We start from the raw sequence: 19,804 nt of genomic DNA, 5'->3' as shown, positions 1-19,804 counted from the left end.
CATGCTCAATGCCCGTATCAAGCTGCGCCATCTGCAGGCCTTCCTCGAGGTGGCCCGCCAGCGCAGCTTCGCCCGGGCCGCCGAGCGGCTGGCGATCACCCAGCCGGGCATCTCCAAGACCATTCGCGAGCTGGAGGAGAGCCTCGGTGCTTCGCTGTTCGAACGCACGCCCCAGGGCGTGGCGCTGACCCAGGCGGGCCTGACCCTGCTGCGTCATGCCGGGCCGGCCATGCGCGCGCTGGAAGAGGGCGTGGCCGCGGTGGGCGACGTGCACTTGGGCGCCCACGACCTGCGCGTGGGGGCGCTCTCCACGGTGGAGAGCCGGCTGCTGCCAGAGGCCATCCGCCGTTGGCACGCCGCACCCGGCGGGCAGAACGCGGTGGGCGTCAACGTGGTAGTCGGCGCCAGTGCCTTCCTGCTCTCGCGCCTGCGCCGCGGCGAACTGGACCTCGTGGTGGGGCGCATGACCGAGGCCCGCGAGATCCGCGACCTGGCCTTCGAGCACCTCTACTACGAGCCGCTGCTGCTGTGCGTGCGCCGCGGCCACCCGCTGGCCGGCATCGCACCGCTCGACGCCGCCCGGCTGGGTGAATTCCCCTGGGTGCTGCCGCCCCTGCAGACCACCCTGCGCCAGCAGGTCGACAGCTTCTGCGTGCGCCACTCGCTGACACTGATGAGCCAGCGGCTGGAGACGCTCTCGCTGCCCATCAGCCGCCACTACACCTTGGAGAGCGACGCGATCTGGGTCGTGCCCGAAGAGGCCGTGGTCGAAGACCTGGCGGCGGGGCGGCTGAGTCGCCTCGGCATCGAGCTGGAGCCCCGCGGCGGCTCCGTCGGGCTGTGCTACAACGCCAGCATGCAGCCCTCGCTGGCGCTGGAGGCCTTCTGCGAAGTGCTGCGCGAAGTGAGCGCGGAGCGTGGCGCCGGGAGTAGCTGAAAGCAGCCGCTATAATTGCGGTGCAGCATAACCCATTGGTTATGAGGGGTGCCCGAGTCGTCAATTGGCGGGCCTTTGGCGAGAGGCCACACTGGGCGGGATAAGACCACTCTCCCCAAGAGACGACACGCCATGCAAGATCACAACAAGCGCTTCGTGGAGCGCGACCGTAACTGGCATCCCCCGGCCTACGCCCCCGGCTACAAGACCAGCGTGCCCCGCTCGCCGCAGCAGGCGCTGGCCAGCATGCAGCAAGCCACCGCTTCCGAACTCACCGGCCCGGACTTCCGCCACCTGCGCATGGGCCCCCACGACAACGACCTGCTGCTCAACTTCCGCGAAGACCCGTCGCTTTCGGGCGCGGCCGGCCTGCCGGTCGGCGAGCGCATCATCATGTTCGGCCGCGTGATCGACCAGTTCGGCAAGCCGGTGCCGCACACCCTGGTCGAGATGTGGCAGGCCAACGCCGGCGGGCGTTACCGCCACAGGAACGACCGCTACCTCGCCCCGCTCGATCCCGGCTTCGGCGGCGTGGGCCGTACCCTCACCGACGAGCAGGGCTGGTACCGCTTCCGCACCATCAAGCCCGGCCCGTACCCCTGGCCCAACGACCCCAACAGCTGGCGCCCCTCGCACATCCACGTCTCGGTGATGGGCCCCTCGATCTCCACCCGCCTGATCACTCAGATGTACTTCGAGGGCGATCCGCTGATTCCGCTGTGCCCCATCGTCAACACCATCAAGGACCCGGCCGCGGTCGAGACCATGATCGGACGCCTCGACATGGCGCGCAGCAAGCCCATGGACTGCCTGGCCTACCGCTTCGACCTGGTGGTGCGCGGCGAGCTGCAGACCTTTTTCGAAAATCAGTGAGGAGGGAACAGAGATGAAACAGCCAAACAGCGTTCCCACCAGCGAGCTGATGCTGCGCGAGACCGCCTCCCAGACCGCCGGGCCCTACGTGCACATCGGCCTGGCCCTGGCCGCCGCGGGCAACCCGACCCGCGACGAAGAGATCTGGAACGAGATGGCCAAGCCCGGTGCCGAGGGCGAACTGATCGAAGTCGTCGGCACCGTGATCGACGGCAACGGCGACCTGGTGCGCGACGCCTTCCTCGAGGCCTGGCAGGCCGACGCCAACGGCGTCTACCAGCCCGAGTTCGACCTGAAGAAGCCGTTCAACAGCTTCGGGCGCACCGCCACCACCTTCGACCACGGCAGCGAATGGTCGCTCAAGACCGTCAAGCCCGGCCCGGTGGCGCACCCCAGCGGCCAGCTCATGGCGCCGCACATCAACCTGGCGATCTTCGCCCGCGGCATCAACATCCAGCTGCAGACCCGCCTCTACTTCGAGGACGAAGCCGAGGCCAACGCCGCCTGCCCGGTGCTCTCCCGCATCGAATCGCCGACCCGCCGCCAGACCCTCATCGCCAAGCGCGAAGAGGCCGACGGCAAGGTGCGCTACCGCCTCGACATCAGGCTGCAGGGTGAAGGTGAGACGGTGTTCTTCGATTTCTGATTCGCCATCAACGCAGCGAATCTGGCCGGCGAGGGCCGCAAGACACCGAGAGCCGGCACACGTGCCGGCTCTCGGTTTTTTGGCCATCGGCATGACGCAGGTCATGCGACTAAAGGCGAATAAATTAGACCAAAGTCTATGTCTCGGTTATTCTGTTAGCATCCTCACGAAGTAACCGAGATACCCAGCCATGACCATCCAGACGCTTTCCCACAGTGCAGTCGCCACCCAAACCAGCGCTCCCCTGATCAAGCGCATCGGCGCTGCCGCGTACCGTCTGCTCGAGCGGATGAGCGAAGCTGCCTACCGTCAGCATGCGCCCCGCCTGCGCAACAACTACTACCTCTAACGGCTGAGGCCGAGCGGCCGGCAGCGAGACACGACGAGAAGAGCCAGCGCACCGCGCTGGCTCTTCTCGTTATGGGATGTCGATAGCGTGCGCCCCCGTTCGATGGGTTCCTGAGACAGGCGAAACAGCAGATGCCTGCCAATCAATGGAGCCGAACATGCTGAAACTCTACGGAACGCCGCCGACCCGAGTCCTGCGCGTCATCTGGTTACTCAACGAACTGGGCCTGGAGTACGAGCTGATCCCAGTGGACCTCATGCAAGGAGAGCACTACCAGCCAGATTTCCTCGCGCTCAACCCCGCCGCCAAGGTGCCCGTACTGGTCGACGGCGACCAGGTCATCACCGAATCGGCCGCGATACCGCTCTATTTGGCCGAAAAATATCCACAGGCGGGTTTCATTCCCAGCGCTGTGGAAGAACGCGCCCAAATGCATCGCTGGAATTTCTTCCTGGTGACCGAGATCGAGCAGCCACTATGGAGGATTGCTCGCCACACCTTCCTCTACCCGGAAGAGAAGCGGCTGCCTCAGGATGTCGACCTGGCCAGGCAGGAATGCAGGGGGATGCTGACGGTGCTCGAACGCCACATGCAGGAGCGCGAGTACCTCGTCGGCGACCGGCTCAGCGTCGCCGACTTCAATGCCGCCTACACCCTGGATTGGGCCAACGAAGAGGAAATGCTTGGCGACGCACCGAGGCTGAGAGAGTACCTCAAGGCGATGTACGCCCGACCCACGGCACCGCCTACAATCGCCGTAGCGTTCGCGGCGATGGAGAGCTAGACCGCCCTCAGGAGACCGTTTCGACTGTCAGCACAGAGCCAGCCATTGCGTTGGCTCTCGTCTTTTTGGGCATCACATGAACGCGTCTTGTGTACAGCAGATGCGGTGCCGGACCGGGAGCAACTGCGCCGAGCTTGCTACGCTTACTCAGTGACTGCAGAGGTGGCGATGGCCTTCCATAACCCCGACCCAAAAATGCGTGACATCGAGCGGCGCAATGCCCGGTTGCGCGCCGATTTCTTTGCCAAACTGTTTGGCGGTGCCAGGCGCGGATTTCGCAGAGCGATGTCATGCCTTCGGCTCCGTCACCGTCGGCGTCAACATCGAGGCTGAAGGGACAAACGCATGAATCGCCTAGACAGGGATGTTCAAGTATTCGAAGCCCGTGCAACCGATGCCGACCTCGACGACCTGCGCGCGCGACTGGCCGCGGCGCGGCTACCGGAGACCGAGACGGTCTATCGCGCCGCGCCCGATCCTCGCCGCTGGGATCAGGGTGTTCCTCTCGCCGACCTCGTCGATGTCGTCAACTATTGGCGCAACGAGTATGACTGGCGATCGTTCGAGGCGCGCCTTGACCGTATCGGCCAGTTCCGCACGGTGATCGACGGCCTCTGCATCCACTTCCTGCACCGCCGATCCGCACGCGCCGATGCCACTCCCCTGATCCTGACGCATGGCTGGCCGGGCAGCATCGCCGAGTTCATCGATATCGTCGATGAGCTGGCAGATCCGAAAGAGCCAGGCGCGCCGGCATTCCACGTCGTGGCTCCGTCGCTGCCGGGCTTTGGCTACAGCGACAAGCCGGCTACCACCGGTTGGGGCGCGGGGAAGATCGCGGCCGCCTGGGTGGAGCTGATGGGAAGGCTCGGCTACGACAAGTTCGTCGCCCATGGCGGCGACTGGGGCGGTGTCATCACCACCGTCCTCGGCGGCAGGTTCCCGGCGCAGGTTCTCGGCATCCACTCGACGCTGGCGCAGGCACCGCCCGGTCTGGCCATGGAGGGGCTGACGGCGGAAGAACGAAAATGGGCCGAGGACACTCGCGACTTCTGGCTCTACCGCGCGGCGTATGCGAAGCAGCAGGCGACCCGACCGCAGACCATCGGCTACTCGCTGGTCGACTCGCCCGTCGGGCTCCTGGCCTGGATCCTCGACAAGTTCGCCGAATGGACGGATACCGAAGACAGCCCCTTCGAGACGATTTCCCGAGACAGGATTCTCGATGACGTCACCCTCTACTGGCTGACACGAACCGGCGCTTCGGCGGCCCGCATCTACTACGAAAGCCACGGCGGGGTTAACACGCTCGACCCCGGGCTGCGGGTCGATGTTCCCTCTGCCATCACGATATACCCCCGCGACATCGAGAAGTGCCCGCGCCCCTGGGCCGAGCAGCGGTACCGGCAGATCGTCCGGTGTAGAACTGCCGAAAAGGGCGGGCACTTTCCGTCGCTGGAGGTGCCCGAATCTTTCGTCAAGGACCTGCAGGAAGGCCTCGCGGCCGTGTTGGCTGCTCATCGGGGCCGCTAATCGGCGGTGGCCGTTCGTGGATGATCAGCGGTCAGCCCCAGCAAACCCGGCCTTCACGCTCTGCGCGATACATGGCACCGCGAAATCGATGAAGGCGCGCAGCTTCTGCGGGAGCAGCGGCCGACGCTCGTAAACCAGGTGGATCGGCCAGGGCGTTGGTTCCCACGCCTGCAGTACCGTTTCCAGGCGTCCGGCCTGGATCCTCGGTGCCGACTGATAGGAGAGAACCCGGGTAAAGCCGAGACCCGCCTCGGCAGCATCCAATGCCGCTTCGGCCGTGTTCACGGTCAGGCGTGCCTGAACCGGAATCCTCAGCGACTCCCCCTCCGCTTCGAAACGCCAGGCCTGGATGGCCAGCAGCTGATCGAAGGTAATACAGGAGGTCCTCTCGAGATCGCTTGGCGCAGAGGGCCTGCCGTGCTTGTCGAGATAGGCGGGGCTCGCACAGACGACTTGGCGTACTTCGCCGACTTTCCGAGCGATAAGGCCGCTATCCGGTAGCGGGCCGATACGCACAGCCACATCGATATGCTCCTCACCGATGCTCATCGGACGGTCGGTGAGTTGCAGCTGAATGTTCACCTCCGGATGGCACTGGAGGAAAGCCGTGACCACCGGCAGGACATACAGACGCCCGAAGACGATCGGCGCCGTCAGGGTCAGCGTACCCCGAGGCGCGGTAAACTCACCGGAGGCGCCACGCTCCGCTTCGGCCACCTCTTCCAGGATCCTTCGGCACGCCGCCACGTAGGCCGTTCCCGCCTCGGTCAACGTCAGCCCACGAGGAGAGCGCTGAACCAGCTCGGCGTTCAAGTCGGCCTCCAGCTCGGAAATCCTGCGGCTAACGGTGGCGATGGGCATCCTCAGGGCTCGAGCGCCCGACGTGATGCTGCCTTCGTCGACCACTTTGACCAGCATGGCCATCGTCTGGAGTCTGTCGGGCATGGGCCTCGTCCAGGGTTACCTTTTTTCCAAAAAATGGAAGTTAGACTTTCAACTTTGCCCATCTACTGCGTGTTTTTGGAAAGCCATATCCTCGTGAACAGCTCACCAACTCGAGCTCGAAAGTCCCATGCCTCGTTCACAGGAGCCCAAGCATGAACTCGAACTTTCCCTCTCATGCCGCCCCGATCAAGCTGTACCGTCACCCGAAATCGGGTCATAGCCATCGTGTCGAACTCATGATGGCACTGCTCGGCCTGCCCTATGAGACCGTCGATATCGATCTCAAGAACGGCGCGCACAAGGCGCCCGCATTTCTCGCTATCAGCCCCTTCGGGCAGGTCCCTGTCATCGATGACAACGGCGTGATGCTGTCGGATTCCAACGCCATTCTGGTCTATCTGGTGAAGTCCTATCCCACCGGCCACGATTGGCTGCCTGAAAGCCCCGCGGGCGCCGCGGAAGTGCAGCGTTGGCTGTCGGTGGCCGCCGGTGAGATCGCGCGTGGCCCTTGCGCGGCACGGCTGGTGACGGTCTTCGGCGCCTCGCTGGATCACGACGGCGCCAAGGCGGCGGCGCATCGCTTGCTTGCCCAATTGGAGCCGATACTGGAACGCCGCGATTTCCTGGCCGGACCGGCCATCACCATCGCCGATGTCGCCGGCTACAGCTATATCGCCCATGCGCCCGAAGGCGGCGTGAGTCTCGATGCCTATCCCGCGATCCGGTCTTGGTTGACAAGAGTCGAAGCGCAGGAAGGCTTCGTCGGCATGGTCCGTACGCCGCTTCCTGAAACCGCCTGATCGAGAGGGGCATCGCATGGCGCAGCGCGATCACACCTTTCACGCCGGCGAGCGAGCGGTACAGCGTCGTGCCGAAGTCGCCAGCGATTGGCTCGAGAGTGCGGCAGGCTTCGTGCGCCCTGCGATGCCGCAGCAGCACCGCGATTTCTTCGAGAACCTGCCGATGCTGTTTCTCGGCCTGCTCGATCCGGCGGGTCGCCCCTGGTGCGTTCCCGTCTTCGGGCCGCCTGGCTACTCGGCCTCTCCCTCCCCGGAGACGCTGGTATTGCAACGCGCGCCGGTACTCGTCGACGAACTCGGGCTGATGCTGACGCCCGGGTCGAGCGTTGGGCTCGTCGGGGTCGACCTCACCAACCGGCGCCGCAATCGGATGAATGGCCGGGTGCGACACACTTCGGGTGGCGGGATCACTCTCGCGGTCGACCAGAGCTTCGGGAACTGCCCGCAGTACATCCAGACCCGCTCCCAGACCGTTGCCAGGGCCGAGCCTTCGGCCGCCGCCGGGCGAAGCAGCAGCCTGGCCGACCCGGCGGTCCGTCGCATCATCGAATCAGCCGACACCTTCTTCATCGCCTCCCGGGCCGCCGGTCCGCTCGAGGGGGGCAGCGCCGGGGTCGATGCCTCGCACCGCGGCGGGCGGCCGGGGTTTCTCGGCATCAACGACGACGGCTCGCTCTCCTTTCCCGATTTTTCCGGCAATCGCATGTTCAACACGCTCGGCAACATCGAGAGCGATGGCCGCATAGGCCTGTTTGTGCCGGACTTCGAAACCGGCGAGGCGGTCGTGCTGACCGGCCGTGCCAGCATCGACTGGAGCGCTGAACGCGCCGGCGCTTTCACCGGGGCCGAGCGCATCGTCGATGTGCGGCCGGAAGCGATCTGGTATGCCACCGCCACCTTGCCGTTGACCGCAACGCTTGCCGAACCCTGGCCCGCACTCGAGGCCACCGGCACCTGGGATGAGGTGCACTTGGCCGCGCTCAGGCGCGACGGCTATCGCCGCTTCCGGATCGTATCGAAGCATAGGGAAAGCGACGCCATCACCTCCTTCTATCTGACCCCCGCAGACGGTGGCCCGATCGCGCCGCATGTGGCAGGGCAGTTCCTGCCGATCCGGCTTCATGACGATGACGGACCGATTCTGCGCAGCTACACGATCTCGCAAGGGCCAAACGGGCGCGACTACCGCCTCTCCATCAAGCGGGAAGCGCATGGCCGGGCCTCTCGTCTGCTGCACGACCGGCTAGGGCGTGGGGATACGATCGAAGCCGCCTCGCCGACGGGCGATTTCTTGCTGGATGACAGTGCCCAGCCCATCGTCATGCTCTCTGGCGGCGTCGGCATCACGCCCATGGTGGCAATGCTCGACGGGCTCGTGAGTGCGCGGCGCGACGGGGCACCTCGGCGCGAGGTGTATTTCATCCATGCCGCCCGGAACAGCGCCAGCCGGGCATTTCGCGGCGAGCTCGAGGCGCTCGCCCGCCAGTACGACTGGCTGCATCTCTTCACCGCCTATTCGGCGCCGGGCACGGAAGACAGGCTGGGCCACACGCACGACATCGAGGCGAGGCTGAGCATGGAGGTTCTCGCTGGGCTGCTCCCTTTCGGCGGCTACCAGTTCTACTTATGCGGCCCCGAGAGCTTCATGCGAGCGCTGTATACCGGCTTGCGCGACATGGGCATCGATCGCTCGCATATCCATTATGAGTTCTTTGGCACGGGCGAACTTGAAGCGCCCGATGAACTAGCGGCGACCGTGCAACTGCCAAAGCGCGCAACGGTTTCCTTCGCCCATTCGAAGGTCCAGACCGAATGGACCGCACAGAGCGGCACGCTGCTGGAAACCGCCGAGGCGGCCGGCCTAAAGCCTTCCCACAACTGCCGCTCGGGCAAGTGCGGTACCTGCGCCACACGGCTGCTCTCGGGAAATGTTCACTATCCACGCAAGCCGCTGATCAGTCCGGCCGAGGGCCATGTGCTGACCTGCTGCACGGTCCCGATGGACGAGCAGGTCGAAATCGGGCTTTGAGATAACGCGCGCGGAGGTGGCGCGATAACACGACCATGGGCGGGTATACCGTGATGGCCTCTCGTCCTTCGTCCAGGGTTAGGAGGGCTCTGTCAGGCGGCGGCGGTATCGTCAGGTCTAGGGGATGTCTCGACAGACCTATGACCTCCTGCTATCCATCCAGTGTGTTCTTGCTACAGCAGCGGGTGGCTTCCCATTACGCGGATCCGAGAAGCCTGGGCACCTTCACCCACAGCTGCCGCTCGGGCCTCGACGCCTGCGGGCGGCGTTACGCGAAAATGGAAATCGGATAAAGCGATGAAGAAAGGACTTCTATTTATCATGCTTTGCATTCTGGCTGGCTGTACAAGCCGAGGGGCTTATGAGGGCATTCAGGCGAGCAACCGTTATGAATGTTCTAAGCTTCCGCACTCTCAATATGACGAATGCATGGAGGATGCCAGCAAGACGTATAGTGAATATGAACAGGAGCGAGAGGAAGCAATAAACGAGTAACTCTTGCCCTCACCTCTCGCTATCCCCGATCGCCGCAATGATGCTCTCGCAGAACCAGCGCTGTGACGGGGAGCGGCTGGCCTGGGCCTGCCAGTGCAGCGCGACCTCGAACTCGGGCACGTGAAAGGGCAGTTCATGAATGACCAGCGGCGAACCTTCGGTGAAGCTGGCGGCGACCTGCAGCGGCATGATGGCGATCAGGTCGCTGTCGTGGAGCACTCGTGGCAGTACCGAGAAGTGTGGGATCTCCAGGCTCACCTTGCGCTGTATACCCTCCTGGCGCATCACTTCCTCGGCCATGCCATGCCCGGACGATGAGGTGACGGCGACGTGGCGCGCGGCGATGAAGCGTTCGCGAGTCAGGGGGCCTTTCCCGAAGCGTTCCTGGTTGAGCAGGCATACGTAGCGGTCCTGCAACAGCACATGGCGTGAAATGGCCGTGCTCGTCAGCGGCCGGCTGCAGATCAGCGCGTTGACCCTGCCGGCAGCCAGCCACTCCTCGGCGTGCTCGATCTCCAGCGGTACCACTTCCAGCTCGGCCTGGGGCGCCTGGTCGTGCAGGTGGCGCATGAGCTTCGGCAGCAGCGCCATTTCGCCCAGGTCGGTCAGCGCCAGGCGAAAGCGGCGAGTGCAGGTCGCCGGGTCGAAGTCGCGGCTGCTCTCGATGGTGTCCTGGAGCTGCTGCAGGGCGTCGCGCAGCGAGGGGTAGAGCTGGCGGGCGGCAATGGTGGGCTCCATGCCCTGGCGGGTGCGCACGAACAGGCGGTCCTCGAAGAGCTCACGCAGCCGGGCCAGCGCATAGCTGACCGAGGGCTGGGTGACGTATAGCCGCTCGGCTGTCTGGGTGACGCTGCCGGTTTCGTACAGCAGCACGAAGGTGCGCATGAGGTTGAGGTCGATGTGATTCATCGCATAGATACACTTTATTTTTGATAGAAAGAATATCGATTTGCTTGATTGTAGCAGCGGCGACTAGCGTGAAGACACGTACTGCACAAGAGCAAGGAATCGAGCATGCCGAGCGTCCACGCCGTCACCTATTCGCTCCTGCGTCGCCAGGGCATTACCACCATTTTCGGCAACCCCGGCTCCAACGAGTTGCCCTTTCTCAAGGGCTTTCCCGAGGATTTTCGCTACGTGCTGGGGCTGCATGAAGGGGTGGTGGCCGGCATGGCTGACGGCTACGCGCTGGCAAGCGGCCGGCCAGCGTTCGTCAACCTGCACGCCGCGGCGGGCACCGGCAACGCCATGGGCGCGCTGACCAACGCCTGGTATTCCCACTCGCCGCTGGTGATCACCGCCGGGCAGCAGGCGCGCTCGATGATCGGCGTGGAGTCGATGCTGGCCAACGTGGAGGCGCCGCAGCTGCCCAAGCCGCTGGTGAGAGCCGTGGCCCAGGGCGATACCATCCACGTCGTCGAAGACCCACTCAATGACCCTGAATGGTCAGGTCCGCTCGAGGAGGGCACCGAGAATTACCTCAAGCGGCTCGAGGAGCGAGGCCTCGACAATGCGCGCGAGATCTACCAGCGTGCGCTCGAACTGCGCGACGAGTGTCCCGTGGAGCCCCGCTGAGGCGCAACCGGCCCAGGCCAGGTCGCCATCCCTGGGTGGCATCGCTGGTGCCGTACACGACTAAAGTTCTGGCAGGATCCCGGAAAAGTCCAAGTAATCCCGCTGATTTTGCCTTATGCGGCGGTTGGCTTCGGCGAAAATGAGAGCAGCCGACGCCAACAACAACGCCAAGGAGAGACCCATGACGACCCTCGAACTGCTGATCGACGGCCGGGCCAAGGCTGCGTCCCAAGGGCGCACCTTCGAACGCGCCAACCCCTTTACGGGCCAGGCCACCACCACGGCGGCGGCCGCTTCGGTGGAGGACGCCAAGGCGGCAGCGGATGCCGCGGGCCGCGCCTTCGCGACCTGGTCGCAAACGGGCCCCGGCGAGCGGCGAATGAAGCTGCTCAAGGCGGCGGAGTTGATGGAAGCGCGCCAGACGGAGTTCATTGAGCGAATGGTGAACGAGACCGGCGCCACGCCGGGCTGGGCCGGCTTCAACGTGATGGTGGCCGCCGGCATGCTGCGTGAGGCGGCGTCGCTGACCACCCAGATCCAGGGCGACGTGATTCCCTCCAACGTGCCCGACAACATGGCCATGGGCGTGCGCGTGCCCTGCGGCGTGGTGGTCGGCATCGCGCCGTGGAACGCGCCGATCATCCTCGGCACCCGGGCCGTGGCCACGCCGCTGGCGTGTGGCAATACGGTGATCCTCAAGGCCTCGGAGCAGTGCCCGGCGACCCACCACTTGATCGGCGAGGTGCTGGTCGAGGCCGGGCTCGGCGAGGGCGTGGTCAACGTGATCACCAATGCGCCGGCCGACGCTCCGCAGGTGGTCGAGGCGCTGATCGCGCATCCCGAGGTGGCGCGCATCAACTTCACCGGCTCCACCGGAGTAGGGCGGATCATCGCAGAGAAGGCGGCGCACTATCTCAAGCCGGTGCTGCTGGAGCTGGGCGGCAAGGCGCCGTTCCTGGTGCTGGACGATGCCGACCTGGATGCCGCGGTGGACGCGGCGATCTTCGGCGCCTTCTTCAACCAGGGGCAGATCTGCATGTCCACCGAGCGGTTGATCGTCGATGCCTCGGTGGCCGACGCCTTCGTCGACAAGCTGGCCGCGCGTGCCGCGGCGCTCAAGGCGGGCGACCCGCGCGGCGAGGGCAACGCCCTGGGCACTCTGATCAATGCCGAGTCGGGGCAGAAGCTCAACGCGCTGCTCGACGATGCCGAGAGCCACGGCGCGCGCCTGGCCGCGGGTGGCCGGGCGGATGGGGTGATCATGCCGGCCACGGTGGTGGATGGCGTGACGCCAGCCATGCGCCTCTACAGCGAGGAGTCCTTCGGGCCGGTGGTGGCGGTGATCCGGGTCGAGGGCGAGGAGGAGGCCATCCGTATCGCCAACGACAGCGAGTACGGCCTCTCGGCGGCGGTGTTCAGTCGCGACACGGCGCGGGCGATCAAGGTCGCCGGGCGCATCCAGTCGGGCATCTGTCATATCAATGCGCCGACGGTGCACGACGAGCCGCAGATGCCTTTCGGCGGCGTCAAGGCCAGCGGCTACGGGCGCTTCGGCGGCAAGGCGGGTATCGAGGAGTTCACCGAGCTGCGCTGGATCACGGTGCAGCTGGGGCCGCGGCACTATCCGATCTAGCCGCTCTCGCCCACCTGGCTTGGCTCGGTCCAACCCCGACCGGCCGAGCCGCCGCCGGCGTATGCGCGGGGGAAGCGTCTCAGCGCAGGCCGTATTTTTTCAGTCGATAGGCATAGGCGGGGCGTGTCATGCCCAGCCGGCGGGCGGCGGCAGTAATGTTACCGTCGCTGCCGGTCTGCGCTGCCAGTAGCATTTCCTTCTCGATATCTTCTAAGCTCAAGCCGGCATCGATCAGTGCAGCTATGTGGCGGTGAACGCTATCCGCTTCGCCCGTTACCGGGGTGGGCGCGGTCAACATGCCACGCGCATCGAGTCCTTGTCCCTTGTCACGCTCCATGCCGGGCATTCGGGAGTCGCCGAAGAGCGCCTTTTCACTGAGGTGCTTCTGGTGACTGGTCAGAATCAAACCCCGTTCCACGGTATTCTTGAGTTCGCGAATATTTCCGGGCCAGGGGTACTCCGCCATCGCCGCACGGGCCTGATCGGTGAAACCCAGGGTGCGGCGCTGATACTGGCGCTCGAAGTGTGCCAGGAAGTGCTCCGCCAGGGGGCCAATGTCCTCGCGTCGCTCGCGAAGCGACGGCACGGCCAGGGTAAAGGCGTTGAGCCGATAGAATAGATCCTTGCGGAACATGCCCTGCTCGACCCGTTGCATGAGGTCGGTATGGGTGGCCGCAATGATTCGAACATCCACGCGCTTTACCGATTGCCCGCCGACGCGCTCGATCTGATGCTCCTGCAGCGCTCGCAGCAGGGCGGCCTGGGCGCGCGGCGAGAGCTCGGCGACCTCGTCGAGGAACAGCGTACCGCCGTCGGCTCTTTCGAAGCGCCCCATGCGCGATTGCACCGCCCCCGTATAGGCGCCTTTCTCGACGCCGAACAGCTCCGACTCGACCAGGTCCGGCGGGATCGCCGCGCAGTTGACCGCAATGAAGGGGCCCCGGGCACGCTGGCTTCGCTCGTGAAGGCGCTGGGCGAGGATCTCCTTGCCGGTGCCGGTTTCTCCCAGCAGCAACACTGGGACGTCCGACGGCGCTGCGCTGTCGAGCAGCGCCAGCATGTCCAGGAAGGTCGGGGCCGAGCCGATGGGGGCCCAGTCGTCCTGGTCCGGCGTGCGCACCCGGTCTTCCTCCAGAGTGGCAAGACGTGCCTGCAGCTCGTACAGCTCATCGATCAGCGGCGCCTCCCGGAATTGCTCGGCGAAGGCGGCATGGTCGGGCCACTCCTCGGCCAGCCGACCGATGATGCGACACTCCGCATCGCCGCAACCGCGGCAGCTTACCTCGCGAAACTGTACCTCGCGTCCCAGCAACTGGCTGGCATAGGCGCAGGCGTAGCCGAGTAGCGTCCAGCACACCGGTTCGCTCTGGTGGCCGTGAGCCTGCCAGGCATCCACCTCGAAGGAGCCCTTCCAGACGAATTCGCTGTAGAAACAGCCATTTCCCAGGTCCATCTCGAGCTTGACCGGTATCGCCTGCACGTGACCTTGCAGGGCATGCAATTGCGGGCCGGCCAGGTAGCTCTCCTCCAGCTCTTCCTCACCGCCGCGAAGCTTATGTCCCAGTTCGGCGTCCGTCAGGCCCGAATAGTAGCCCAAACGCATGAAGATACCCCGAGCTCGCTTCATGCCCAACGTATGGATCAGCTCCTTGCGAAAGAAGGCCGAGGCGGCGAGCGGCATCAGTAGCATGCGCTGCTCCCCCAGCCAGATCTGCCCCTCCTCCGGCAGGAAGCGCAGCGCATCCATCAGGTCTCGGGCACTCGGGTAGCGGGGGATGGAAGAGGGCATAGGGCTCGGGTCGGTTGGAGACGCTTGCAGCAGGATATCACTTGGTTCGGTGAGTGAGGGAAAGGCGTGGGAGGTCAGGGATCACCATATGCTCAAGGGTTCACCATATGGTTGGGCAAATTGCGAACATTAGTCCGTACTGCGTACTTCTTTTTTCATCATCGCGCAGTGTAGTGCCGTGGCATGGGAAGGTTTTTCAGTTTTCGGCACGGTTCTTGACAGGGTGTTGTGGCGGATCCCGACGCTAACCTATTGATTTATACTAAAGTATAAGAGTTCGGCATCGGTGCCTCCGCTGTGACCAGCCCTTGACGAACAGACGGGTGACCTGACATGCACAACACAACAATCGCGCCTTGCCGGCGCTTCTCCTCGCTCGGGTGCACGACCCTGGCCATGATCGGAGCACTGATGCTGCCGACGGCCGCCGCGGCAGAGCCCGAGGAGCGCGAGCCTGCCGAGGTCTACCGGCAGATTTGTTCCCACTGCCACGCCAGCGAATACGCCGTTGGGCCAGCCACCATCACCATGGCCGTTCCGGAGGCCGGAAGGGAGGCCTGGGCCGAGCATATCCGCGGGGTGGTGCGCAACGGCCGCGCCGCCATGCCCGCCTTCCGCGAGGCCAAGATCAGCGATGCCGAACTCGACGCCCTGGCCGAGGCCCTGGCGCGGGGCGATTTCGCCGAGTCGGCTGAGGAGGAGTGAGGCCATGCCGCTGACACGTCGACAACTGCTAAGGAACGGGCTGCTGGTGGGTGCCGCGGCCCCCTTTACCCTGGGCGCCGCCTGGGCAAGCCAGGCCGGTTCGCTCGCCGAGGCGGTGCATGGCGAGATCACGCTCTACGGTGATGATCGCTCGGCAGCCGAGCTTGGGGCAGGCCTGCGCCAGAAGGGCTGGGTGCCCCGCTATGCGGGTGGCTTCGACCCACTGGCCCTGGCGGCGCTGCCCAACGACAGCCTGGCGGCGGGCGTCACCGATGAAGCCGGCCTGGTGCTGCTTACCAGCCTGCTGGCCGGGCGCGGCCGGATCCTGGCGCTGGGGCGCCATGTGCCGGGAGGACATCGGCTGCTGAGCCATCGTGGCCGGATCATGGCACCCCTGGTGGAAGCGTCGGAGAGCTGGCAGGCCGCGCTGGGGCGCGAGTATGCCCGCCTGGCCCTCAACCAGGAGGCGCAGCGCAGCGCGCTGAGGCTCCGCCGTGCCGATGTCAATGATGCGGCTGGTGGCGAGGCACTGAGCTTCCTGGTTCGCCTGTAGTCCCTGACAGAACAAACGAGAGACGACTTCATGAGCACCAACGAGCGCATTCTGCCCAAGGGCGTGTCCGAGACAGATTTCGATGCCGCCCTGGATCGTTTCCGCGAGACCCTAGGCGCCGAGCAGGTCCTGATCGACAGCGACCGGCTGGCCCCGTACAGCAAGATCATGATGGCCGGCGACCGCGACGACTACATCCCGTCAGCCGCCGTGCTGCCGACCAGCACCGAGGAGGTGCAGGCGATCGTGCGGGTCTGCAACGAGTATCGGATCCCGATCTGGACCATCTCCACAGGCAAGAACCTGGGCTATGGCAGTGCCGCCCCCGGCGAGACCGGCCAGGTGATCCTCGACCTGCACCGCATGAACCGCATTCTCGACGTCGATCCCGACGTCTGCACGGCGCTGCTGGAGCCCGGCGTCACCTACCAGCAGCTCTACGACTACATCAAGGAGAACGACCTCAAGCTGTGGTTGGATCCGCCGGCTCCCTCGGCCATCGCCGGGCCGGTGGGCAACACCCTGGACCGCGGCGTAGGCTATACCCCCTATGGCGAACACTTCATGTTCCAGTGCGGCATGGAGGTGGTGCTGGCCAACGGCGAGGTGGTGCGCACCGGCATGGGCGGCATCGAGAACTCCAGCTCCTGGCAGGTCTTCAAGTGGGGCTACGGTCCCTACATAGACGGGCTCTTCACCCAGTCCAACTACGGCATTGTCACCAAGATGGGGCTGTGGCTGATGCCCGAGCCGCCGGCCTATCGCCCCTTCCTGATCCAGTACCAGAACCCGGAAGACATCGAGGAGATCGTCGAGGTGCTGCGGCCGCTGCGCATCGCCCAGATCATCCCCAACGCGGTTGTCATCGTGCACACCCTGTGGGACGCGGGCACCCATGTCACGCGCAAGGAGTACTACGACGGCAGCGATTCCATCCCGCGCGAGGCCATCGAGCGCATCAAGGCGGACGAGGGCATCGGCGAGTGGAACGTCTATGCGGCGCTCTACGGCACGCCGGAGCAGATCGAGGTCAACTGGAAGATCGTCGAGCAGGCCTTCGGCGCGAGCGGCAAGGCCAAAATCATGTACGGCGAGGAGGCCGAGAAGCGCGGCGGCGGCTTTTCCTATCGCTCGGCCCTGATGAAGGGCGACATGAACCTGCAGGAGTTCGGCCTCTACAACTGGCGCGGCGGCGGCGGTTCCATGTGGTTCGCTCCGGTGTCCCAGGCCAAGGGCAGCGAGACCAAGGACCAGACCGAACTGGCCCAGCGCATCCTCGGCAAGTACGGCTTCGACTACGTCGCCGAGTACATCGTCGGCTGGCGCGACATGCACCACGTCATCGACCTGCTCTACAACCGCGAGGATCCGGAGGAGACCCAGCGCGCCCACGACTGCTTCGCCGAGCTGATCGACGAGTTCGCCAAGCGCGGCTACGGCCTTTACCGCACCAACACCGAGTTCATGGAGCAGGTCGCCGGCACCTTCGGCGAGCCACTGCGCGAGGTGCACCGGACCCTCAAGCGGGCCCTGGATCCCAACGGCATCCTGTCGCCCGGCAAATCGGGCATCCGCCTCTAAGGCCGATGAATGAAATGGAGCTATTGCCATGAGTGACGCTTACCGCGATTTTCATCTCCAGCCTCTCGCCGGCGAGTGGCGCGAGGGATCGAGCGAGCGCCGTACCACGGTGACCAATCCCTACGACGGCAGCGCGCTGCTGTCGATTCGTCTGGCCACGCGTGGCGATCTGGACGCCGCCTTCGACGCGGCCGAAAAAGCCCAGGCCGAGTGGGCGGCGACCCCGCCGGCCGAGCGCAGCGCCCTTCTGCAGCGGGTGGTGGCGATCTTCGATGCCCGTAAGGGGGAGATCGTCGACTGGCTGATCCGCGAGTCGGGCAGCACCCGGCTCAAGGCCAATGTCGAGTGGGGCGCGGCCCGCGGCATCACCCAGGAGGCCGCCAGCATGCCGGGCCGCGTGCACGGCATGACGCTGGCCTCAAACGTGCCGGGCAAGGAGAACCGTGTCTACCGCAAGCCGCTGGGCGTGGTCGGCGTGATCAGCCCGTGGAACTTCCCGCTGCACCTCTCCCAGCGCTCCATCGCCCCGGCGCTGGCGCTGGGCAATGCCGTGGTGGTCAAGCCGGCCAGCGACACCCCGGTCACCGGCGGCCTGCTGCTGGCCAAGATCTTCGAGGAGGCCGGCCTGCCCAAGGGGCTGCTCAGCGTGGTGGTGGGGGCCGGCAGCGAGATCGGCGACGCCTTCGTCGCGCACCACGTACCGCGACTGATCTCCTTCACCGGCTCCACCCAGGTGGGCCGCGGCATCGGCCGCATCGCCAGCGGCGGCGAGCACATCAAGAAGGTCTCGCTGGAGCTGGGCGGCAACAGCCCCTTCGTGGTGCTCGACGACGCCGATCTCGACCAGGCGGTGAACGCCGCGGCCATGGGCAAGTTCCTTCATCAGGGCCAGATCTGCATGGCGGTCAACCGCATTATTGTCGCCGAGCCCCTGTATGACGACTTCGTCGAGCGCTTCGTGGCGAAGGTCAAGGGGCTGCCGGTAGGCGACCCCAACGACATGGCCACCGTGGTGGGCCCGGTGATCAACGCCAAGCAGCGCGAGGGGCTGGAGGCCAAGATCGACATCGCCAAGCGAGAGGGCGCGACCGTGCTGCTGGAGGGCGAGATCGAGGGCCAGTTGGTGCCGCCCCACGTCTTTGGCGATGTCACGCCGGAGATGGAGATCAGCCGCGAGGAGATATTCGGCCCGCTGGTGGGCATCCAGAAGGCGCGCGACGAGGCCCATGCGCTGTCGCTTGCCAACGGTACCGAGTACGGCCTCTCCAGCGCCGTGTTCAGCGGCGACCTGGCGCGCGGGCTACGCTTCGCCCAGGGCATCAAGGCGGGTATGACCCATGTGAACGACATGCCGGTCAACGACGAGGCCCACGTGCCCTTCGGCGGCGAGAAGAATTCCGGCCTCGGCCGCTTCAACGGCGGCTGGGCCATCGAGGAGTTCACCACCGACCACTGGGTCAGCGTCCAGCAGACGCCGCGCACCTATCCGTTCTGAACCGCGATACTCCGCCTCGCCGCTCCCGACTAGCGGCGAGGCGCCCCAACAAGAGAGACAACCCTGATGCAGACCCGGAAAACCGTCTGGCTGGCCGCCCTGGGCGCCAGCCTCGTCGCCACGCCTGTGCTCGCCGTCAACGGCCACTATCCGCCGGGGATCGAGGGGCTGAATGCGGCCGCCGCGCCGTCCGAAGGCCTCTACTACCGCGGCTACTTGCTCCACTATGACGTCGAGCACTTCAACGACGGAACGGGCACGGCCGTGCCCGGCGACAATAGCGGCTCGGTCACCGCGCTGGCGCATCGCTTCATCTGGATGACCGGCAAGCAGTTTCTCGGCGCCGACTACGGGATGGAAGCGATCGTGCCGATGCTCGACATCGAGTTCGAGCTGGGTATCGCCGGCGGTCAGCGCTTCGATGATGACGGCATCGGTGACGTCTTCGTCGGTCCGCTGATTCTGGGCTGGCACGGCGAACAGTGGGACGCCACCTTCGCCGCCGGCCACTGGTTCGACAGCGCCGACTTCGATGTCGCCAATCCGGCCTCGGTGGGCAAGGGCTACGGTACCACCATGCTGACCCTGGGCGGCGTCTGGCACCTCGATGCCGAGAAGCGCTGGAACGTCTCGGCGCTATCGCGCTACGAGATCAAGACCGAGCAGGACGACACAGGCATCACCCCGGGGGATAGCTGGCTGGTGGAGTGGGGCATCGGCCACCGCCTGACCAGTGGTCTCGAGCTGGGTCTGGTGGGCTACGATGCCTGGCAGCTCGAAGCCGATGACGGCGCGACGACCGGCGACAAGGCAGAGCGCCATGCCATCGGCGTCGAGGCGGGCTACCTCTGGCCCACGGCCGGGGTGATGCTCAAGGGCGCCGCCTACCACGAGTACGATGCCGGGGCGGGTGGCCTCAAGGGGCTCGAAAGCGAGGGCGATACCTTCCGCCTGCAGTTGACCAAGTTCCTGTAAACAGCGCTCGGGCTATGCGGCGTTGGCGTGCCCGAAGGAGTCATTGTTCATTCCCTCGCTCGGCAGTTGCTGGGCGAGGTGTTCGATGAATGAGGCGTTCCCCAAAG

At 65.3% G+C, this 19,804-nt stretch carries 18 protein-coding genes; 15 read left to right on the top strand and 3 right to left on the bottom strand.

What is annotated here, in order from left to right; translation table 11 throughout:
• Position 1 precedes the first annotated feature (1 nt).
• From pcaQ to HNO51_RS19115, 6 genes are all read left to right on the top strand, one after another.
• Positions 2 to 937: a pca operon transcription factor PcaQ gene (pcaQ, locus tag HNO51_RS19140; protein ID WP_209538112.1), complete on the top strand. Its 936-nt coding sequence runs from the start codon at positions 2 to 4 to the stop codon at positions 935 to 937.
• A 132-nt stretch (positions 938 to 1,069) separates the two neighbouring features.
• Positions 1,070 to 1,810, top strand: coding sequence for a protocatechuate 3,4-dioxygenase subunit beta (pcaH, locus tag HNO51_RS19135; RefSeq protein WP_209538111.1), 741 nt, complete (start codon positions 1,070 to 1,072; stop codon positions 1,808 to 1,810).
• A 13-nt stretch (positions 1,811 to 1,823) separates the two neighbouring features.
• Positions 1,824 to 2,456 carry a protocatechuate 3,4-dioxygenase subunit alpha gene (gene pcaG, locus HNO51_RS19130; protein WP_197448736.1) on the top strand — a complete coding sequence of 211 codons (633 nt, stop codon included), beginning with the start codon at positions 1,824 to 1,826 and terminating at the stop codon, positions 2,454 to 2,456.
• A 190-nt stretch (positions 2,457 to 2,646) separates the two neighbouring features.
• Positions 2,647 to 2,805, top strand: coding sequence for a hypothetical protein (locus tag HNO51_RS19125; protein ID WP_209538110.1), 159 nt, complete (start codon positions 2,647 to 2,649; stop codon positions 2,803 to 2,805).
• Positions 2,806 to 2,962: 157 nt separating this feature from the next.
• A complete protein-coding gene (locus tag HNO51_RS19120) occupies positions 2,963 to 3,589 on the top strand; it encodes a glutathione S-transferase family protein (RefSeq protein ID WP_197448734.1) in 627 nt (208 codons plus the stop codon).
• Positions 3,590 to 3,934: 345 nt separating this feature from the next.
• A complete protein-coding gene (locus HNO51_RS19115; RefSeq protein WP_209538109.1) occupies positions 3,935 to 5,122 on the top strand; it encodes an epoxide hydrolase family protein in 1,188 nt (395 codons plus the stop codon).
• A 24-nt stretch (positions 5,123 to 5,146) separates the two neighbouring features.
• On the opposite strand, the gene HNO51_RS19110 is transcribed toward HNO51_RS19115, so the two are convergent.
• Positions 5,147 to 6,067 carry a LysR family transcriptional regulator gene (locus HNO51_RS19110; protein WP_209538108.1) on the bottom strand — a complete coding sequence of 307 codons (921 nt, stop codon included), beginning with the start codon at positions 6,065 to 6,067 and terminating at the stop codon, positions 5,147 to 5,149.
• A gap of 152 nt (positions 6,068 to 6,219) precedes the next feature.
• Between HNO51_RS19110 and HNO51_RS19105 the strand changes: the two genes are divergently transcribed.
• Positions 6,220 to 6,867, top strand: coding sequence for a glutathione S-transferase family protein (locus HNO51_RS19105; RefSeq protein ID WP_197448731.1), 648 nt, complete (start codon positions 6,220 to 6,222; stop codon positions 6,865 to 6,867).
• A 16-nt stretch (positions 6,868 to 6,883) separates the two neighbouring features.
• Positions 6,884 to 8,896, top strand: a complete 2,013-nt coding sequence (locus tag HNO51_RS19100; protein ID WP_197448730.1) for a 2Fe-2S iron-sulfur cluster-binding protein — start codon at positions 6,884 to 6,886, stop codon at positions 8,894 to 8,896.
• A 504-nt stretch (positions 8,897 to 9,400) separates the two neighbouring features.
• On the opposite strand, the gene HNO51_RS19095 is transcribed toward HNO51_RS19100, so the two are convergent.
• On the bottom strand, positions 9,401 to 10,300 hold the full coding sequence (locus tag HNO51_RS19095; RefSeq protein ID WP_209538107.1) for a LysR family transcriptional regulator: 900 nt from the start codon (positions 10,298 to 10,300) through the stop codon (positions 9,401 to 9,403).
• A gap of 105 nt (positions 10,301 to 10,405) precedes the next feature.
• Between HNO51_RS19095 and HNO51_RS19090 the strand changes: the two genes are divergently transcribed.
• Entirely contained in the window at positions 10,406 to 10,966 is a 561-nt protein-coding gene (locus tag HNO51_RS19090) for a thiamine pyrophosphate-binding protein (protein WP_242597157.1), read from the top strand.
• Positions 10,967 to 11,147: 181 nt separating this feature from the next.
• Positions 11,148 to 12,599, top strand: a complete 1,452-nt coding sequence (locus HNO51_RS19080) for an aldehyde dehydrogenase (RefSeq protein ID WP_209538106.1) — start codon at positions 11,148 to 11,150, stop codon at positions 12,597 to 12,599.
• Positions 12,600 to 12,678: 79 nt separating this feature from the next.
• Here HNO51_RS19080 and HNO51_RS19075 read toward each other — a convergent pair whose 3' ends face one another.
• Positions 12,679 to 14,346, bottom strand: coding sequence for a sigma-54-dependent Fis family transcriptional regulator (locus HNO51_RS19075; protein WP_209538105.1), 1,668 nt, complete (start codon positions 14,344 to 14,346; stop codon positions 12,679 to 12,681).
• Between the two features lie 375 nt (positions 14,347 to 14,721).
• Here HNO51_RS19075 and HNO51_RS19070 point away from each other — a divergent pair, with 375 nt between their 5' ends.
• The 5 genes from HNO51_RS19070 (at position 14,722) to HNO51_RS19050 (ending at position 19,697) form a co-directional block, all read left to right on the top strand.
• Entirely contained in the window at positions 14,722 to 15,093 is a 372-nt protein-coding gene (locus HNO51_RS19070; protein ID WP_209538104.1) for a c-type cytochrome, read from the top strand.
• Positions 15,094 to 15,097: 4 nt separating this feature from the next.
• Positions 15,098 to 15,646 carry a hypothetical protein gene (locus tag HNO51_RS19065; protein WP_209538103.1) on the top strand — a complete coding sequence of 183 codons (549 nt, stop codon included), beginning with the start codon at positions 15,098 to 15,100 and terminating at the stop codon, positions 15,644 to 15,646.
• Between the two features lie 30 nt (positions 15,647 to 15,676).
• On the top strand, positions 15,677 to 17,227 hold the full coding sequence (locus tag HNO51_RS19060; RefSeq protein WP_209538102.1) for an FAD-binding oxidoreductase: 1,551 nt from the start codon (positions 15,677 to 15,679) through the stop codon (positions 17,225 to 17,227).
• Positions 17,228 to 17,255: 28 nt separating this feature from the next.
• On the top strand, positions 17,256 to 18,722 hold the full coding sequence (locus tag HNO51_RS19055) for an aldehyde dehydrogenase family protein (protein WP_209538101.1): 1,467 nt from the start codon (positions 17,256 to 17,258) through the stop codon (positions 18,720 to 18,722).
• A gap of 66 nt (positions 18,723 to 18,788) precedes the next feature.
• Positions 18,789 to 19,697: a SphA family protein gene (locus tag HNO51_RS19050; RefSeq protein ID WP_209538100.1), complete on the top strand. Its 909-nt coding sequence runs from the start codon at positions 18,789 to 18,791 to the stop codon at positions 19,695 to 19,697.
• The last annotated feature ends 107 nt before the right edge of the window (positions 19,698 to 19,804 follow it).

It is taken from the genome of Billgrantia sulfidoxydans (genome assembly GCF_017868775.1).
GTDB classification, from domain to species: Bacteria; Pseudomonadota; Gammaproteobacteria; order Pseudomonadales; family Halomonadaceae; genus Halomonas; species Halomonas sulfidoxydans.
Note: the sequence above shows the minus strand (reverse complement) of the source record. Positions and strands in the feature narration are given on the sequence as shown.

What these genes read in the sequence shown, in the direction of transcription:
- HNO51_RS19120 (WP_197448734.1), top strand. Translation starts at nt 2,963, where the DNA reads ATGCTGAAACTCTACGGAACGCCGCCGACCCGAGTCCTGCGCGTCATC.
- HNO51_RS19125 (WP_209538110.1), top strand. Translation starts at nt 2,647, where the DNA reads ATGACCATCCAGACGCTTTCCCACAGTGCAGTCGCCACCCAAACCAGC.
- HNO51_RS19090 (WP_242597157.1), top strand. Translation starts at nt 10,406, where the DNA reads ATGCCGAGCGTCCACGCCGTCACCTATTCGCTCCTGCGTCGCCAGGGC.
- HNO51_RS19060 (WP_209538102.1), top strand. Translation starts at nt 15,677, where the DNA reads ATGAGCACCAACGAGCGCATTCTGCCCAAGGGCGTGTCCGAGACAGAT.
- HNO51_RS19050 (WP_209538100.1), top strand. Translation starts at nt 18,789, where the DNA reads ATGCAGACCCGGAAAACCGTCTGGCTGGCCGCCCTGGGCGCCAGCCTC.
- HNO51_RS19080 (WP_209538106.1), top strand. Translation starts at nt 11,148, where the DNA reads ATGACGACCCTCGAACTGCTGATCGACGGCCGGGCCAAGGCTGCGTCC.
- HNO51_RS19075 (WP_209538105.1), bottom strand. Translation starts at nt 14,346, where the DNA reads ATGGATGCGCTGCGCTTCCTGCCGGAGGAGGGGCAGATCTGGCTGGGG.
- HNO51_RS19100 (WP_197448730.1), top strand. Translation starts at nt 6,884, where the DNA reads ATGGCGCAGCGCGATCACACCTTTCACGCCGGCGAGCGAGCGGTACAG.
- HNO51_RS19070 (WP_209538104.1), top strand. Translation starts at nt 14,722, where the DNA reads ATGCACAACACAACAATCGCGCCTTGCCGGCGCTTCTCCTCGCTCGGG.
- HNO51_RS19105 (WP_197448731.1), top strand. Translation starts at nt 6,220, where the DNA reads ATGAACTCGAACTTTCCCTCTCATGCCGCCCCGATCAAGCTGTACCGT.
- pcaH (WP_209538111.1), top strand. Translation starts at nt 1,070, where the DNA reads ATGCAAGATCACAACAAGCGCTTCGTGGAGCGCGACCGTAACTGGCAT.
- HNO51_RS19065 (WP_209538103.1), top strand. Translation starts at nt 15,098, where the DNA reads ATGCCGCTGACACGTCGACAACTGCTAAGGAACGGGCTGCTGGTGGGT.
- HNO51_RS19055 (WP_209538101.1), top strand. Translation starts at nt 17,256, where the DNA reads ATGAGTGACGCTTACCGCGATTTTCATCTCCAGCCTCTCGCCGGCGAG.
- HNO51_RS19095 (WP_209538107.1), bottom strand. Translation starts at nt 10,300, where the DNA reads ATGAATCACATCGACCTCAACCTCATGCGCACCTTCGTGCTGCTGTAC.
- pcaG (WP_197448736.1), top strand. Translation starts at nt 1,824, where the DNA reads ATGAAACAGCCAAACAGCGTTCCCACCAGCGAGCTGATGCTGCGCGAG.
- HNO51_RS19115 (WP_209538109.1), top strand. Translation starts at nt 3,935, where the DNA reads ATGAATCGCCTAGACAGGGATGTTCAAGTATTCGAAGCCCGTGCAACC.
- HNO51_RS19110 (WP_209538108.1), bottom strand. Translation starts at nt 6,067, where the DNA reads ATGCCCGACAGACTCCAGACGATGGCCATGCTGGTCAAAGTGGTCGAC.
- pcaQ (WP_209538112.1), top strand. Translation starts at nt 2, where the DNA reads ATGCTCAATGCCCGTATCAAGCTGCGCCATCTGCAGGCCTTCCTCGAG.